The organism is Pseudomonas sp. Z1-14, assembly GCF_051132005.1.
Lineage (GTDB): Bacteria > Pseudomonadota > Gammaproteobacteria > Pseudomonadales > Pseudomonadaceae > Aquipseudomonas.
The window spans coordinates 557,501-574,350 of record NZ_CP071646.1 but is presented as its reverse complement, the minus strand read 5'-3'; the positions used below and the strand labels follow the sequence as shown (position 1 = coordinate 574,350).

Annotated in this window: 12 protein-coding genes, 4 tRNA genes and 2 rRNA genes (1 of these 18 cut by a window edge); all 18 read right to left on the bottom strand. The window is 56.3% G+C overall.

Annotated elements, in window-relative coordinates:
* Nucleotides 1-69: 69 nt before the first annotated feature.
* Entirely contained in the window at nt 70-4,269 is a 4,200-nt protein-coding gene (rpoC, locus tag J3P89_RS02665; protein WP_434627776.1) for a DNA-directed RNA polymerase subunit beta', read from the bottom strand.
* A gap of 64 nt (nt 4,270-4,333) precedes the next feature.
* Nucleotides 4,334-8,407, bottom strand: a complete 4,074-nt coding sequence (gene rpoB / locus J3P89_RS02660) for a DNA-directed RNA polymerase subunit beta (RefSeq protein ID WP_434571472.1) — start codon at nt 8,405-8,407, stop codon at nt 4,334-4,336.
* Between the two features lie 220 nt (nt 8,408-8,627).
* A complete protein-coding gene (rplL, locus tag J3P89_RS02655) occupies nt 8,628-8,993 on the bottom strand; it encodes a 50S ribosomal protein L7/L12 (protein ID WP_053125869.1) in 366 nt (121 codons plus the stop codon).
* 78 nt (nt 8,994-9,071) lie between these two features.
* Complete coding sequence (rplJ, locus tag J3P89_RS02650) at nt 9,072-9,572, bottom strand: 50S ribosomal protein L10 (RefSeq protein WP_047230484.1); 501 nt, start codon at nt 9,570-9,572, stop codon at nt 9,072-9,074.
* 197 nt (nt 9,573-9,769) lie between these two features.
* A complete protein-coding gene (gene rplA / locus J3P89_RS02645) occupies nt 9,770-10,465 on the bottom strand; it encodes a 50S ribosomal protein L1 (RefSeq protein ID WP_030138521.1) in 696 nt (231 codons plus the stop codon).
* A complete protein-coding gene (gene rplK, locus J3P89_RS02640; protein WP_003176435.1) occupies nt 10,465-10,896 on the bottom strand; it encodes a 50S ribosomal protein L11 in 432 nt (143 codons plus the stop codon). The genes rplA and rplK overlap by 1 nt, the downstream gene beginning before the upstream one ends.
* A 117-nt stretch (nt 10,897-11,013) precedes the next feature.
* Nucleotides 11,014-11,547 (bottom strand): transcription termination/antitermination protein NusG, encoded by a 534-nt coding sequence (gene nusG / locus J3P89_RS02635; protein WP_010443972.1) that lies wholly within the window; start codon nt 11,545-11,547, stop codon nt 11,014-11,016.
* 9 nt (nt 11,548-11,556) lie between these two features.
* The gene (gene secE, locus J3P89_RS02630; RefSeq protein ID WP_024776457.1) at nt 11,557-11,925 is read right to left on the bottom strand and encodes a preprotein translocase subunit SecE; all 369 of its coding nucleotides are present in this window, start codon (nt 11,923-11,925) and stop codon (nt 11,557-11,559) included.
* Between the two features lie 45 nt (nt 11,926-11,970).
* A tRNA-Trp gene (locus J3P89_RS02625) sits at nt 11,971-12,046 on the bottom strand.
* 53 nt (nt 12,047-12,099) lie between these two features.
* Entirely contained in the window at nt 12,100-13,293 is a 1,194-nt protein-coding gene (gene tuf / locus J3P89_RS02620) for an elongation factor Tu (protein ID WP_003186103.1), read from the bottom strand.
* 84 nt (nt 13,294-13,377) lie between these two features.
* Nucleotides 13,378-13,453: transfer RNA gene (locus tag J3P89_RS02615), tRNA-Thr, on the bottom strand.
* 26 nt (nt 13,454-13,479) lie between these two features.
* A tRNA-Gly gene (locus J3P89_RS02610) sits at nt 13,480-13,553 on the bottom strand.
* Nucleotides 13,554-13,577: 24 nt separating this feature from the next.
* Nucleotides 13,578-13,662 (bottom strand) — tRNA-Tyr (locus tag J3P89_RS02605).
* A 142-nt stretch (nt 13,663-13,804) separates the two neighbouring features.
* Nucleotides 13,805-14,260, bottom strand: a complete 456-nt coding sequence (locus tag J3P89_RS02600; protein WP_434696652.1) for a hypothetical protein — start codon at nt 14,258-14,260, stop codon at nt 13,805-13,807.
* Nucleotides 14,261-14,268: 8 nt separating this feature from the next.
* Nucleotides 14,269-15,018, bottom strand: coding sequence for a pantothenate kinase (locus J3P89_RS02595; protein ID WP_434655257.1), 750 nt, complete (start codon nt 15,016-15,018; stop codon nt 14,269-14,271).
* Nucleotides 15,008-15,964 carry a bifunctional biotin--[acetyl-CoA-carboxylase] ligase/biotin operon repressor BirA gene (gene birA / locus J3P89_RS02590; RefSeq protein WP_434696651.1) on the bottom strand — a complete coding sequence of 319 codons (957 nt, stop codon included), beginning with the start codon at nt 15,962-15,964 and terminating at the stop codon, nt 15,008-15,010. The genes J3P89_RS02595 and birA overlap by 11 nt, the downstream gene beginning before the upstream one ends.
* Nucleotides 15,965-16,096: 132 nt before the next feature.
* Nucleotides 16,097-16,212: ribosomal RNA gene (gene rrf, locus J3P89_RS02585) — 5S ribosomal RNA — on the bottom strand.
* Nucleotides 16,213-16,361: 149 nt separating this feature from the next.
* Nucleotides 16,362-16,850 (bottom strand): 23S ribosomal RNA (locus J3P89_RS02580) (it continues 2,403 nt past the right edge of the window).

Below are 16,850 nucleotides of genomic sequence, written 5' to 3'. Positions count from 1 at the left end.
GATCTCGACAATTTGTCTCGATCCGCCGAATTGGGGCGACCGGGGCCAGGCACTCAATCAGCGCAGAACTCAGTTACCACTCGAGTTCAGTGCCTCGGTCAGTGCAGCTTCCACTTCACTGGCGCTTACGCGCAACGGCTTGTCTGCTTCACGGCGGCGCTTGCGCTCGCTGTGGTAGGCCAAACCGGTACCGGCCGGGATCAGACGACCCACGACCACGTTTTCTTTCAGGCCGCGCAGGTAGTCGCGCTTGCCGGTTACCGCCGCTTCGGTCAGTACGCGGGTGGTTTCCTGGAAGGAAGCCGCCGAGATGAACGATTCGGTGGACAACGACGCCTTGGTGATACCCAGCAGCACACGAGTGAACTTGGACACGAACTTGTCGTCCGCACCCAGGCGCTCGTTTTCCACCAGTACGTGAGTCAGTTCCATCTGGTCGCCCTTGATGAAACTGGAATCGCCGGATTCAGCGATTTCAACTTTACGCAGCATCTGACGCAGGATGGTCTCGATGTGCTTATCGTTGATCTTCACGCCTTGCAGGCGGTAAACGTCCTGGATCTCGTTCACGATGTACTTGGCCAGCGCACTCACACCCAGCAGACGCAGGATGTCGTGTGGATCGCTCGGGCCGTCGGAGATAACTTCGCCGCGGTTTACCTGTTCGCCTTCGAAGACGTTCAGGTGACGCCACTTCGGAATCAGCTCTTCGTACGGATCGGTACCGTCGTTCGGGGTAATGACCAGACGGCGCTTGCCCTTGGTTTCTTTACCGAACGCGATGGTGCCGCTGACTTCAGCCAGAATCGAGGCCTCTTTCGGACGACGAGCTTCGAACAAGTCGGCAACACGCGGCAGACCACCGGTGATGTCACGGGTCTTCGAAGTTTCTTGCGGGATACGCGCGATAACATCACCGATCGCGATCTTCGCACCATCCGCTACACCGACCAAGGCGTTGGCTGGCAGGAAGTACTGAGCGATTACGTCAGTGCCTGGCAGCAACAGATCCTTGCCGTTGTCATCGACCATCTTCACAGCAGGACGGATGTCCTTGCCGGCAGCTGGACGATCTTTCGCGTCGAGTACTTCAATGTTGGTCATACCGGTCAATTCGTCAGTCTGACGCTTGATCGTGATGCCTTCTTCCATGCCCACGTAGGTCACGGTACCTTTCATCTCGGTGACGATTGGGTGAGTGTGCGGATCCCACTTGGCCACGATGGCACCAGCGTCAACCTTGTCACCTTCCTTCACCGAAATCACAGCACCGTACGGCAGCTTGTAGCGCTCGCGCTCGCGACCGAAGTCGTCGGCAATCGCCAGCTCACCGGAACGGGACACAGCCACCAGGTGACCGTCGACACGCTCAACGTGCTTCAGGTTGTGCAGACGGACAGTACCGCCATTCTTCACCTGAACGCTGTCGGCCGCGGAGGTCCGGCTTGCCGCACCACCGATGTGGAACGTACGCATGGTCAGCTGGGTACCCGGCTCACCGATGGACTGGGCAGCAATAACGCCGACCGCTTCACCGATGTTCACCTGGTGACCACGAGCCAGATCGCGGCCGTAGCACTTGGCGCAGATGCCGTAGCGGGTTTCGCAGCTGATCGGCGAACGCACGATCACTTCGTCGATGCTGTTGAGCTCGATGAACTCGACCCACTTCTCGTCAACCAGGGTGCCCGCAGGAACGATGACGTCCTCGGTACCCGGCTTGAACACGTCACGGGCAATGACACGACCCAATACGCGCTCACCCAGCGGCTCGACAACGTCACCGCCTTCAATGTGCGGCGTCATGACCAGGCCGTGTTCGGTGCCGCAATCGATCTCGGTCACAACCAGATCCTGCGCCACGTCTACCAGACGACGAGTCAGGTAACCGGAGTTCGCGGTTTTCAACGCGGTATCCGCAAGACCCTTACGAGCACCGTGAGTGGAGATGAAGTACTGAAGTACGCTCAAACCTTCACGGAAGTTCGCGGTAATCGGCGTCTCGATGATGGAGCCGTCCGGCTTGGCCATCAGGCCACGCATACCGGCGAGCTGACGGATCTGCGCAGCAGAACCCCGTGCGCCCGAGTCGGCCATCATGTACATCGAGTTGAACGATTCCTGATCGACTTCGTTGCCGTGGCGGTCGATGACCTTCTCTTTCGAGAGGTTGGCCATCATCGCCTTGGATACTTCGTCGTTCGCCTTCGACCAGAGGTCGATTACCTTGTTGTACTTCTCGCCCTGGGTTACCAGGCCGGACGCGTACTGGCTCTCGATCTCTTTCACTTCCTCGGTGGCAGCACCGATGATGCGGGCTTTTTCATCCGGGATAACGAAGTCGTTAACACCGATGGAAACGCCGGAGATGGTCGAATAGGCAAAACCGGTGTACATCAGCTGGTCAGCGAAGATCACGGTCTCTTTCAGACCAACCACGCGGTAGCACTGGTTGATCAGCTTGGAGATCGCCTTTTTCTTCATCGGCAGGTTGACGACGTCAAACGACAGGCCAGGTGGAACAACCTGGAACAACAGCGCACGGCCAACAGTGGTGTCGACGATGCGAGTGTTCTTGACGCTGCCACCATCACGATCGTTAACGGTCTCGTTGATTCGCACCTTGACCTTGGCGTGCAGCGCGGCTTCGCCGGCACGGAACACCCGGTCAACTTCCTGCAGGTCCGCGAAAACACGACCTTCGCCCTTGGCGTTGATCGCTTCACGCGTCATGTAGTACAGACCCAATACAACGTCCTGCGACGGAACGATGATTGGCTCACCGTTGGCTGGCGACAGGATGTTGTTGGTCGACATCATCAACGCACGCGCTTCGAGCTGGGCTTCCAGCGTCAGCGGTACGTGCACGGCCATCTGGTCGCCGTCGAAGTCGGCGTTGTACGCAGCACAGACCAGAGGGTGCAGCTGGATAGCCTTGCCTTCGATCAGTACCGGTTCAAACGCCTGGATACCCAGACGGTGAAGGGTCGGTGCACGGTTGAGCAGCACCGGGTGTTCGCGAATCACTTCGGCAAGAACGTCCCAGACCTCTGGCAGCTCGCGCTCGACCATTTTCTTGGCAGCTTTGATGGTGGTAGCGAGACCACGCATTTCCAGCTTGCCGAAAATGAACGGCTTGAACAGTTCCAGTGCCATCTTCTTAGGCAGACCGCACTGGTGCAGACGCAGGGTCGGACCTACGGTAATTACCGAACGACCCGAGTAGTCAACACGCTTACCGAGCAAGTTCTGACGGAAACGACCTTGCTTACCCTTGATCATGTCAGCCAGGGATTTCAGAGGACGCTTGTTCGAACCGGTGATAGCGCGGCCACGGCGACCGTTGTCGAGCAGTGCGTCGACCGCTTCCTGCAACATACGCTTTTCGTTGCGCACGATGATGTCCGGAGCGGACAGATCGAGCAGGCGCTTCAAGCGGTTGTTACGGTTGATCACTCGACGATACAGATCGTTGAGGTCGGAAGTCGCGAAACGACCGCCATCAAGCGGAACCAGTGGACGCAGGTCTGGCGGCAGTACCGGCAGAACGGTCAGCACCATCCACTCTGGCAGGTTGCCGGAACCCTGGAAGGCTTCCATCAACTTCAGACGCTTGGACAGCTTCTTGATCTTGGTTTCGGAGTTGGTTTGCGGAATCTCTTCGCGCAGACGACCAATCTCGTGCTCCAGGTCGATAGCGTGCAGCAGCTCGCGGACAGCTTCGGCACCCATGCGGGCATCGAAATCGTCGCCGAACTCTTCCAGCGCTTCGAAGTATTGCTCGTCGTTGAGCAACTGACCTTTTTCAAGGGTGGTCATGCCTGGATCGATAACGACATAGCTCTCGAAGTAGAGAACGCGCTCGATATCACGCAGGGTCATGTCCATCAGCAAGCCGATACGGGACGGCAGCGATTTCAGGAACCAGATGTGGGCAACCGGCGAAGCCAGCTCGATGTGCGCCATGCGCTCACGACGAACTTTTGCCAGCGCAACTTCAACGCCGCACTTCTCGCAGATCACGCCGCGATGCTTCAAGCGCTTGTACTTACCGCACAGGCACTCGTAATCCTTTACCGGGCCAAAGATCTTGGCGCAGAACAGGCCGTCACGCTCGGGTTTGAACGTACGGTAGTTGATGGTTTCCGGCTTTTTAACTTCACCGAACGACCACGAACGGATCATCTCAGGCGAGGCCAATCCAATACGGATGGCATCGAACTCTTCGACTTGACCCTGGTTTTTCAGCAAATTCAGTAGGTCTTTCAAGGCCTTTCCTCCTGGCGGAGCAGAGAGCGGGCAAGACAGCCCCGCTCTCGATTCGCGTCACGTGTTATTCGGTTTCCAGATCGATATCGATGCCGAGGGAACGAATTTCCTTGATCAACACGTTGAAGGACTCGGGCATGCCCGGCTCCATACGGTGATCGCCGTCCACGATGTTCTTGTACATCTTGGTCCGGCCGTTCACATCGTCCGACTTCACTGTGAGCATTTCTTGCAGAGTGTAAGCAGCACCGTACGCTTCCAGTGCCCAGACCTCCATCTCCCCGAAACGCTGACCACCGAACTGCGCCTTACCACCCAGCGGCTGCTGGGTAACCAGGCTGTAAGAACCGGTAGAACGAGCGTGCATCTTGTCGTCTACCAAGTGGTTCAGCTTCAGCATGTACATGTAGCCAACGGTAACCGGACGCTCGAACTTGTTGCCGGTACGGCCGTCGAAAAGCTGCATCTGGCCGCTTTCCGGCAGGTCTGCCAGTTTCAGCATGGCCTTGATTTCGCTTTCCTTGGCACCGTCGAACACCGGGGTAGCCATTGGAACGCCGCCGCGCAGGTTCTTCGCCAGGTCCAGGATTTCCTGGTCGGAGAAGGTATCCAGCTCTTCGTTGCGCCCGCCGATCTCGTTGTAGATCTCGTGCAGGAACTTACGCAGGTCGGCGACCTTGCGCTGCTCTTCGATCATGCGGTTGATCTTCTCGCCCAGACCTTTGGCCGCGAGGCCCAGGTGGGTTTCGAGGATCTGACCAACGTTCATACGCGAAGGTACGCCCAGCGGGTTGAGGACCACATCGACCGGGGTGCCATTGGCATCGTGCGGCATGTCTTCAACCGGCATGATCACGGAGACCACACCTTTGTTACCGTGACGACCGGCCATCTTGTCGCCCGGCTGGATACGACGACGGATTGCCAGGTAAACCTTGACGATCTTCAGCACGCCTGGAGCCAGGTCATCGCCCTGCTGCAGTTTGCGCTTCTTGTCTTCGAACTTGTCGTCCAGCAGACGGCGGCGATCAACGATGTAGGCCTGGGCCTTCTCGAGCTGCTCGTTCAGAGCGTCTTCAGCCATGCGCAGTTTGAACCACTGACCATGCTCAAGGCCGTCGAGAACTTCGTCGGTGATTTCCTGACCTTTCTTCAGGCCTGCGCCGCCTTCGGCCTTGTGGCCTACCAGAGCGGAACGCAGACGTTCGAAAGTCGCGCCTTCAACGATACGGAACTCTTCGTTCAGATCCTTGCGGATCTCGTCGAGCTGAGTCTTCTCGATGGACAATGCACGAGCATCACGCTCGACACCGTCACGGGTGAAGACCTGTACGTCGATGACGGTACCCTTGGTGCCGGTAGGCACACGCAGGGAGGTGTCTTTCACGTCGCTGGCTTTTTCACCGAAGATGGCACGCAGCAGTTTCTCTTCCGGAGTCAGTTGGGTCTCGCCTTTCGGAGTGACCTTGCCGACCAGGATGTCGCCTGCGCCTACTTCGGCACCTACGTAAACGATACCCGCTTCGTCCAGCTTGTTCAGTGCAGCCTCACCCACGTTCGGGATGTCCGCAGTGATTTCTTCCGGGCCAAGCTTGGTGTCACGGGCCACACAGGTCAGTTCCTGAATGTGGATCGTGGTGAAGCGGTCTTCCTGAACCACACGCTCGGACAGGCAGATGGAGTCTTCGAAGTTGAAGCCGTTCCATGCCATGAACGCGATGCGCATGTTCTGACCCAGTGCCAGTTCACCCATGTCGGTGGACGGGCCGTCGGCCATGATGTCGCTGCGCTGAACCCGATCACCCTTGCTCACCAGCGGACGCTGGTTGATGCAGGTGTTCTGGTTGGAGCGGGTGTACTTGGTCAGGTTGTAGATGTCGACACCGGCTTCGCCAGTTTCAACTTCGTCATCGGCAACACGAACCACGATACGGCTGGCATCGACGGAGTCGATCACGCCACCACGACGAGCCACGACGCAAACGCCGGAGTCACGGGCAACGTTACGCTCCATGCCGGTACCTACCAGCGGCTTGTCGGCACGCAGGGTCGGTACAGCTTGACGCTGCATGTTGGAACCCATCAACGCACGGTTGGCGTCGTCGTGCTCGAGGAACGGGATCAGCGACGCAGCAACCGAAACTACCTGCTTGGGCGATACGTCCATCAGGGTGACGTCTTCCGGCGCCTTGACGGTGAACTCGTTCAAGTGACGAACAGCTACCAGCTCGTCGGTCAGGACTTTCTTGTCGTTCATCGTGGCCGAAGCCTGGGCGATCACATGATCAGCTTCTTCGATGGCGGACAGGAATACGATCTCGTCGGTAACCAGGGCGTCTTTCACCACACGGTACGGGCTCTCAAGGAAACCGTACTGGTTGGTGCGCGCATAGGCAGCCAGGGAGTTGATCAGACCGATGTTCGGACCTTCCGGCGTTTCGATCGGGCATACGCGACCGTAGTGAGTCGGGTGTACGTCACGAACTTCGAAGCCTGCACGCTCACGAGTCAGACCGCCTGGGCCGAGTGCGGAGACACGACGCTTGTGGGTGATCTCGGACAGCGGGTTGTTCTGGTCCATGAACTGCGACAGCTGGCTCGAACCGAAGAACTCCTTCACCGCCGCAGCTACTGGCTTGGCGTTGATCAGGTCTTGCGGCATCAGGCCTTCGCTTTCAGCCATCGACAGACGTTCCTTGACCGCGCGCTCGACACGCACCAGGCCAACACGGAACTGGTTCTCGGCCATCTCGCCTACGCAGCGGACACGACGGTTACCCAGGTGGTCGATGTCATCGACGATGCCTTTGCCGTTACGGATGTCGACCAGGGTCTTGAGCACCGCAACGATGTCGTCCTTGTTCAGCACGCCCGAACCTTCGATCTCGGTACGACCGATACGACGGTTGAACTTCATCCGGCCGACCGCAGACAGGTCATAGCGCTCAGGGCTGAAGAACAGGTTGTTGAACAGGGTCTCGGCGGCATCCTTGGTTGGCGGCTCGCCAGGACGCATCATGCGATAGATCTCGACCAGGGCTTCCAGTTGGTTGCCGGTGGAGTCGATCTTCAGCGTATCGGAGATGAACGGACCGCAGTCGATATCGTTGGTGTACAGAGTCTCGATGCGAACAACCTGAGCCTTGGCGATTTTCGCCAGGATCTCGGTGGTCAGCTCGGTGTTGCACTCGGCAATGATCTCGCCAGTGGCCGGATGCACGATGACCTTGGCGGTGGTGCGACCCAGGACGTAGTCCATCGGCACCTGCAGCTCTTTGATCCCGGCTTTTTCCAGCTGGTTGATGTGGCGAGCGGTGATACGACGACCTTGCTCGACAATAACCTTGCCCTTGTCATCCTGGATATCCAGGACGGCGATTTCACCGCGCAGGCGCTGAGGCACCAACTCCAGGCTCAGGTTTTCACCCTGCACATGGAAGACATTGGTTGTGTAGAACGCGTCCAGCACTTCCTCGGTGGTATAGCCGAGCGCGCGCAGCAATACCGATGCAGGCAGCTTGCGACGACGGTCGATACGCACGAATACGCAGTCTTTCGGGTCGAACTCGAAGTCCAGCCACGAACCGCGGTAAGGAATGATGCGCGCGGAGTAGAGCAGTTTGCCGGAGCTGTGCGTCTTGCCACGGTCGTGGTCGAAGAACACGCCCGGAGAACGGTGCAGCTGGGAAACAATTACACGCTCGGTACCGTTGATTACGAAGGTACCGTTTTCAGTCATCAGGGGGATTTCACCCATGTAGACTTCTTGCTCTTTGATGTCCTTGATCGCTTTGTTCGACGATTCTTTGTCGAAAATGATCAGGCGCACTTTTACCCGCAAAGGTACGGCGTAAGTCACACCGCGCAATACGCATTCTTTGACATCAAATGCCGGTTCGCCCAGGCGATAACCGACGTACTCCAGCGCAGCATTGCCGGAGTAGCTGATGATCGGGAAAACGGATTTGAAGGCCGCATGCAGGCCCACGTCGCGGAACTGATCTTTAGTCGCTCCCGCTTGCAAGAATTCACGATACGAATCCAGCTGGATGGCCAGGAGGTACGGCACATCCATGACGTCCGGCAACTTGCTAAAGTCCTTGCGGATACGTTTTTTCTCAGTATATGAGTAAGCCATCAGCGTTCCCCAGCTTGGTCACCTGCTTGTTTGGCCCCTCCCGACGGGAGCAGCCAGAAAATCGTGCAAACCCCTTGGTTTGCGCCACCACATCGGGTGGTTACAGCGCGTGATCAGCACCGACCCAGTCGGCTGCCAATAACGGAAAAAGGCCGGTGGCAAGAGCCACCAGCCATCAGCCTGTCGCTTAACGCTCGGGCTGGAGACGCAAAGTCGATGCTTACTTCAGCTCGACTTTAGCGCCTGCTTCTTCCAGTACTGCTTTGGCTTTGTCAGCTGCGTCTTTGGCAACAGCTTCCAGAACCATGGCAGGAGCGCCGTCAACTACAGCCTTGGCTTCTTTCAGGCCCAGACCGGTCAGTTCACGTACTGCCTTGATCACGTTAACTTTCTTCTCGCCAGCTTCGGTCAGCATGACGTTGAATTCGGTTTGCTCTTCAACAACAGCGGCAGCAGCAGCTGGACCAGCGGAAGCAGCAGCAGCGGAAACGCCGAATTTTTCTTCGAAAGCTTTGATCAGCTCAACAACCTGCAGAACCGACATTTCAGCTACGGCGTTGAGGATATCGTCTTGGGAGATAGACATTACTGTATTTCCTGAATTGGGGGACGGCCTACGCGGCCATCGAAATAAACAAAAAAGCGCGAGAGAAAGTGCTCAGCCTTAGGCCGCGGCAGCTTCTTTTTGCTCGCGAACTGCAGCCAGAGTACGAGCCAGCTTGCTGGTGGCGCCTTGAATCACGCTCATCAACTGCGAAATGGCTTCGTCGCGGGTCGGCAGTGTTGCCAGTACATCGATCTGATTAGCTGCGAGGAACTTGCCCTCGAACGCAGCTGCCTTGATCTCGAACTTGTCCTGACCCTTGGCGAATTCCTTGAACAAACGGGCAGCAGCGCCTGGATGATCTTTGGAGAACGCGATCAGGGTCGGGCCGGTGAACACGTCGTTGAGAACACTGTATTCAGTGTCAGCAACAGCGCGCTTGAGCAGGGTGTTACGTACGACACGTACATAAACGCCAGCTTCACGGGCCTCTTTACGGAGTCCGGTCATTGCGCCTACTGTTACGCCACGGGCATCAGCCACGACAGCGGACAGAGCGACTTTGGCAGCCTCGTTGACTTCAGCGACGATGGCCTTCTTGTCTTCGAGATTAATTGCCACGGGTTTAACTCCTGCTTGTTACCGTTTCATCCGATCGAAACCGAATGTCGTTTTGGTGTCTGATTCGGTAAGGAACCGGGAGCACCATCTGCGTAGGCTTGTGGTTTAAGACTTGCGTCGCCTACGGTCTTGGACAGCCCCCGCCAGGCAGGGACCCCAATATGTGATTGGCGCAATCGCTTGCGCCAACCTGAGTCTTACGCGTCGAGCGAGCTCTGATCGATGATCAGACCTGGGCCCATAGTGGTGCTCAGGGTAACGCGCTTGACGTAGATACCTTTCGAAGAAGCTGGCTTGATACGCTTCAGATCAGCGATCAGGGCTTCAACGTTTTCCTTCAGCTTGACGGCGTCGAAGCCGATCTTGCCAACGGAAGTGTGGATGATGCCGTTTTTGTCGGTGCGATAACGAACCTGACCAGCCTTGGCGTTTTTAACCGCGGTGGCTACGTCTGGAGTCACGGTACCAACCTTAGGGTTAGGCATCAGGCCACGTGGACCGAGGATCTGACCCAACTGACCTACAACACGCATGGCATCCGGGGATGCGATCACGACGTCATAGTTCAGGTCGCCGCCTTTCATTTCGGCAGCCAGGTCGTCCATGCCTACGCGATCAGCGCCAGCAGCCAGAGCAGCTTCAGCTGCAGGGCCCTGGGTGAACACGGCAACACGTACGGTCTTGCCAGTGCCGTGTGGCAGCACGGTAGCGCTACGAACGACCTGGTCGGATTTACGTGGGTCAACGCCCAGGTTTACAGCAACGTCGAACGACTCGCTGAACTTGACAGTCGACAGCTCGGCCAGCAGAGCGGCGGCGTCTACAAAGTTGTAGGCCTTGCCTGCTTCGATTTTGCCGGCGATAGCCTTTTGACGCTTGGTCAGCTTAGCCATTACACACCCTCCACGTTAAGGCCCATGCTACGAGCAGAACCGGCGATAGTACGCACGGCTGCATCCATATCAGCTGCAGTCAGATCCGCGTTTTTGGTTTTCGCGATTTCTTCCAGCTGAGCACGGGTAACGGTGCCAACCTTAACGGTGTTTGGACGAGCGGAACCGCTGGTCAAACCTGCAGCCTTCTTCAGCAGAACCGAAGCAGGGGTGCTTTTTGTTTCGAAAGTGAAGCTACGGTCGCTGTAGACAGTGATGATCACTGGAGTCGGCAGACCTGGCTCAAGACCCTGGGTACGGGCGTTGAAAGCCTTGCAGAATTCCATGATGTTCACGCCGTGCTGACCCAGTGCAGGACCAACGGGTGGGCTTGGGTTAGCCTGAGCGGCCTTCACTTGCAGCTTGATGTAAGCGGTAATCTTCTTGGCCATGAGGCACTCCAATTACGGGTTCGAACGCCTCGAAAGGCTCCCCGGTTGCTTGCGCGTTTATCCCAGTGACGACAAAACCCCACAGCCTTGGGCTGCGGGGTTGGGATGCCTGCTCAATCAGACCTTTTCGACCTGACTGAACTCCAGCTCTACCGGAGTAGAGCGACCGAAAATGAGCACTGCCACTTGGATCCGGCTCTTTTCGTAGTTAACTTCTTCGACCGTACCGTTGAAATCGGCGAATGGACCATCAGTGACCCGTACAACTTCACCTGGTTCAAACAACGTCTTCGGCTTCGGCTTGTCGCTACCATCAGCGACGCGACGCAGAATTGCTTCTGCCTCTTTGTCAGTGATAGGCGCAGGCTTGTCGGCGGTTCCGCCGATGAAGCCCATCACCCGAGGGGTATCCTTGACCAAGTGCCAAGTCCCTTCGTTCATATCCATCTGTACCAGCACATAGCCTGGAAAGAACTTGCGTTCACTTTTGCGCTTCTGGCCGTTACGCATCTCCACTACTTCTTCAGTGGGGACCAGAATCTCGCCAAAGCCATCTTCCATGCCAGCCAGCTTTACGCGCTCTATCAGCGAGCGCATGACATGCTTCTCGTAACCCGAGTAAGCATGCACAACGTACCAACGCTTAGCCACGGGACACCCTTAGCCAACAATCAAGGAAACAAGCCAGCCGAGCAGGGAATCAAGCCCCCACAACAGCAACGCCATTACCAGAACAACAGCCACAACGATCAACGTGGTCTGCGTGGTTTCTTGGCGAGTCGGCCATACGACTTTACGAATCTCGGTGCGAGCTTCCTTAGCGAGTACAAAGAAAGACTTGCCCTTGGCTGTTTGCAGGCCTACAAAGGCAGCAACAGCAGCAATAGCGAGCAATGCAAGTACACGGTACAGGATCGGCGAAGCAGAAAAATACTGATTGCCAACAACGCCAACAACCACCAAAGCGACTACCACTAGCCACTTGAGCAGATCGAAGCGAGAGCCTTGAGCTTCAGCTTTAGGAGTCATCTATGAAGATCCTGTGAAAAGAAAGCCAGACACACCAAGTGAATCTGGCAGGTCAGGAGGGAATCGAACCCCCAACCTACGGTTTTGGAGACCGTCGCTCTGCCAATTGAGCTACTGACCTAAAACAAAATCAGGCCGACCATTATGCCGGCCCGAAAAAGACATTACAACTGTTTACTCGATGACTTTGGCTACGACGCCGGCGCCGACGGTACGACCGCCTTCACGGATAGCGAAACGCAGACCGTCTTCCATCGCGATGGTCTTGATCAGAGTGACAGTCATCTGGATGTTGTCACCCGGCATTACCATTTCAACGCCTTCTGGCAGCTCGCAGTTACCAGTCACGTCAGTTGTACGGAAGTAGAACTGTGGACGGTAGCCTTTGAAGAACGGAGTATGACGACCGCCTTCTTCCTTGCTCAGAACGTAAACTTCTGCAGTGAACTTGGTGTGCGGCTTGACAGTGCCTGGCTTGACCAGAACCTGGCCACGCTCAACGTCGTCACGCTTGGTGCCGCGCAGCAGCACGCCGCAGTTCTCGCCAGCACGACCTTCGTCGAGCAGCTTGCGGAACATTTCAACGCCGGTGCAGGTAGTTTTCTGAGTGTCGCGCAGACCGACGATCTCAACTTCTTCCTGGATACGGACGATGCCACGCTCAACACGACCAGTCACAACAGTACCGCGACCGGAGATCGAGAATACGTCTTCGATTGGCATCAGGAACGGCTTGTCGATAGCACGCTCAGGCTCTGGAATGTAGCTGTCCAGAGTCTCAACCAGCTTCTTCACCGCAGTGGTGCCCATTTCGTTGTCGTCTTGGCCGTTCAGAGCCATCAGAGCCGAACCGATGATGATTGGAGTGTCATCACCTGGGAAATCGTAAGTGCTCAACAGGTCGCGCACTTCCATCTCAACCAGCTCCAGCAGCTCAGCGTCGTCAACCATGTCAGCCTTGTTCAGGAAGACAACGATGTACGGAACGCCTACCTGACGGGACAGCAGGATGTGCTCACGGGTTTGTGGCATCGGACCATCGGCGGCCGAGCAAACCAGGATCGCGCCGTCCATCTGGGCAGCACCGGTGATCATGTTTTTTACGTAGTCGGCGTGACCTGGGCAGTCAACGTGTGCGTAGTGACGCACGGCCGAATCGTATTCAACGTGAGCGGTGTTGATGGTGATACCGCGAGCTTTTTCTTCCGGGGCGCTGTCGATCTTGTCGAAGTCAACCTTGGCCGAACCGAAAACTTCGGAGCAGACACGGGTCAGAGCAGCGGTCAGCGTGGTTTTACCGTGGTCGACGTGACCGATGGTACCAACGTTGACGTGCGGCTTATTACGTTCGAACTTTTCCTTAGCCATCGAAATCACCCCTAGGAGAAGAATTTAGCGAGTCACACGAGCCATTAAAACAAAGGCAGATATTTTCATATCTGCCTTGTAATATGGAGCTCTTGAGCGGATTTGAACCGCTGACCTCACCCTTACCAAGGGTGTGCTCTACCAACTGAGCTACAAGAGCAAAACACTTTGCACAACCTGCAAACTTGGAGCGGGTAGCGGGAATCGAACCCGCATCATCAGCTTGGAAGGCTGAGGTTCTACCACTAAACTATACCCGCGGAGCTTGCAGCTCACGCTAAAACTGGTGGAGGGGGAAGGATTCGAACCTTCGAAGTCGTAGACGTCAGATTTACAGTCTGATCCCTTTGGCCGCTCGGGAACCCCTCCTAAGCGAGCCGGCATTCTATATCATGCCAGCCTTCTGTCAAGCATTTTCTCATAAAAAACCTGAGGTTAGCTGCGTTGACGCCGCTTCGTACCGATGACCGTTAAAGGTCTTCACTGCGAAGCGGGCGCCATTCTATGCAAACTACCCAGCAGGCGCAACCCCCTCGCAAGGCATTATTTTATGTTTTAACTCATTGAATTCTTTGGAAAGGTTTTGAAGCAGCACCTCATTCATCTTAGCCGCGCTGTCCGGTTGAACCTGGACCCAGAATCCACCAGACTCTGGAGACGCTGGCGAGCTAAACGTAACGGTACGGCCCGCAACCCCCGAAGAAACCAGTCGCTGCTCCAGTTGCCTGGCCAGCTCCGGGCGAACGAAGCCACCCAGGTAGTTGCAGTTCTTTTGCCCTTCACTCGATTTACCCGGCTCACGCCTGACTAGCGCATCCGCCGTCTCGCTCAGGAGATGAATGTCTTGCTGCGAACCTCGATACAGGCTCAGCGGAGTGACATCCTTGGCGCGAAGCGGGACCTCTTGCTGATGCCAGATGTAATAGAAGCCATTTAAAACCAGCAACAACAAAAATAGCCACCGCATAAAAAACCTCAAGACAAAGGACAAGCCATCGCCAAACCAACAAAAACCAGGTCAGGCACGACCTTGGCATCTGGAACAACCCCGGAAACCAGATCGGCATCCCCTCCCGTTAGAAACACCTCGAAATCCTCTCCCCAATATTGCCGCGCCAATTCGAGCTGAGTCAGCACGAAGCCTCTCAACATCAGCATACAGCCACGCTCCACCGCCTCGACCGTTGCCCTGCCAGGAGCAAGACTCTCGTGAGCCCGTTCTGCAGCAGTATCGTCATAGCGGATTCGCCGGGTATGGGTACGCAACTGGTTACGCATCAGAGGCATACCAGGGCAGATGAACCCTCCCAAGTGCTGCCCGTCAGGCGCTACGAAATCTGCCGTGATTGCCGTACCAAAATCCAGAACCAGGCATGCGCCCGAAGCCAGGTGGTACCCACCGAGCAAAGCCAGCCATCGATCAAGCCCCAAGCGCTCATAGTCTTCATAACCGTTTGTAACGCCCGCCATCTCCTGGGTAGGTGTTGCGCGAGCCACGGAGACGCCAAATGTCTCTACCAGGGAGGCGACCAACGAATCGGTCTCCTCAGAAGTCCTGACGCTGACAAGACGGCATTTTTTCAGCTGAAATTTATCTGAGCCTGTCAGGCTCGCAAGCAAATCGCTATCCGAGCCGACTACCCCACCGCCGACAGGGGTGACGCCATCTGCACGAACAACGCGCCACTTGATAAAACTATTGCCGCAATCAAGCTCAAGAATCATCACGCAACCTCAAGCTGAGCTCGCCACCACTGAATATCTTTTCCACACCATCCACCTTCAAACGCAGCGCACCTTGGCGATCAATGCCCATCACCACGCCGTCAATCCGATTGATACCGGCAATCAGCGACACAGCCCGCCCCTGCCACAAATGGTATTGCTCCCACTCCGACTGGATCGCTGCAAATCCCGACGCATGATGCAGCTCCAGATACCCCTGAAGCTTTCCACTCATTCGCGCCACCAACTCGTTCCGGTCAAAATCACGACCCGCTTCAAGACTCATGGACGTCCACTGCTGATCAACCTCATCAGTCGATTGCATATTCACGTTTATCCCGACACCCAGGACAACGTGACAAACGTCCGCAGGGTCCCCTACCAGCTCAAGCAGTATGCCGGCGATTTTCTTTTCACCTACCAACACATCGTTAGGCCACTTCAAGCCTGCCTCAACGACTCCCATGTCACGCAACGAATGCATGACAGCGAGCCCGACGACAAGACTAAGCCCCTCAATCTGCCGCATGCCACCGTCAATGCGCAGCACCAGGCTGTAATAGAGGTTTTCGGCGAATGGGCTGACCCATTTGCGGCCGCGACGTCCCCGACCGGCTATTTGCCGCTCGGCCAGAACAAGGAATGGCGCTTCCACGCCACGCCCGATGGACCGCAGCGCTTCGGCATTAGTGGAGTCAATGGAATCAAACAGGTGAACAGGCCACTCACAGCCTTCTGCCGCGCGGATTTGGGCCGCATCCAAAAGCAACAGCGGCTTCGCCAGGCGATACCCCTTACCCCGAACCTTATGCACAGACAAGCCTAATTCCGCCTCCAGGTGCTGTAATTGTTTCCATACCGCACTACGACTGATACCTAACCCAGCACCCAGCGCCTGGCCCGAATGGAAACGGCCGTCCTTCAGAAGTTTTAGCAACGTGAGCATACGAACTGCGCCTGATAACGAGGCCCGCATGATAGCCATGCACAAGACGGTTGCATAGAAACACCCAAGCGCTTTCCTGCGGGCAAAACAAAACCCCTACCTGCGTCAGCAGATAGGGGTTTCGGAATTTAATCTTGACGATGACCTACTCTCACATGGGGAAACCCCACACTACCATCGGCGATGCATCGTTTCACTTCTGAGTTCGGGATGGGATCAGGTGGTTCCAATGCTCTATGGTCGTCAAGAAATTCGGTAGCCAGCGCGTGCCTTGCGGTCACGTTCCAGCGAATGGGTATGCGATAGTTTGTGGGTTTTGACTCGAACTTTCGGTTCATTTCGTCTTCACACACCGCAATCTGGCCTCTTTCGAGTCTACAGATTGCTTGGGTGTTATATGGTCAAGCCTCACGGGCAATTAGTACAGGTTAGCTCAACGCCTCACAGCGCTTACACACCCTGCCTATCAACGTCGTAGTCTTCGACGGCCCTTCAGGGGACTCAAGGTCCCAGTGAGATCTCATCTTGAGGCAAGTTTCCCGCTTAGATGCTTTCAGCGGTTATCTTTTCCGAACATAGCTACCCGGCAATGCCACTGGCGTGACAACCGGAACACCAGAGGTTCGTCCACTCCGGTCCTCTCGTACTAGGAGCAGCCCCTCTCAAATCTCAAACGTCCACGGCAGATAGGGACCGAACTGTCTCACGACGTTCTAAACCCAGCTCGCGTACCACTTTAAATGGCGAACAGCCATACCCTTGGGACCGGCTTCAGCCCCAGGATGTGATGAGCCGACATCGAGGTGCCAAACACCGCCGTCGATATGAACTCTTGGGCGGTATCAGCCTGTTATCCCCGGAGTACCTTTTATCCGTTGAGCGATGG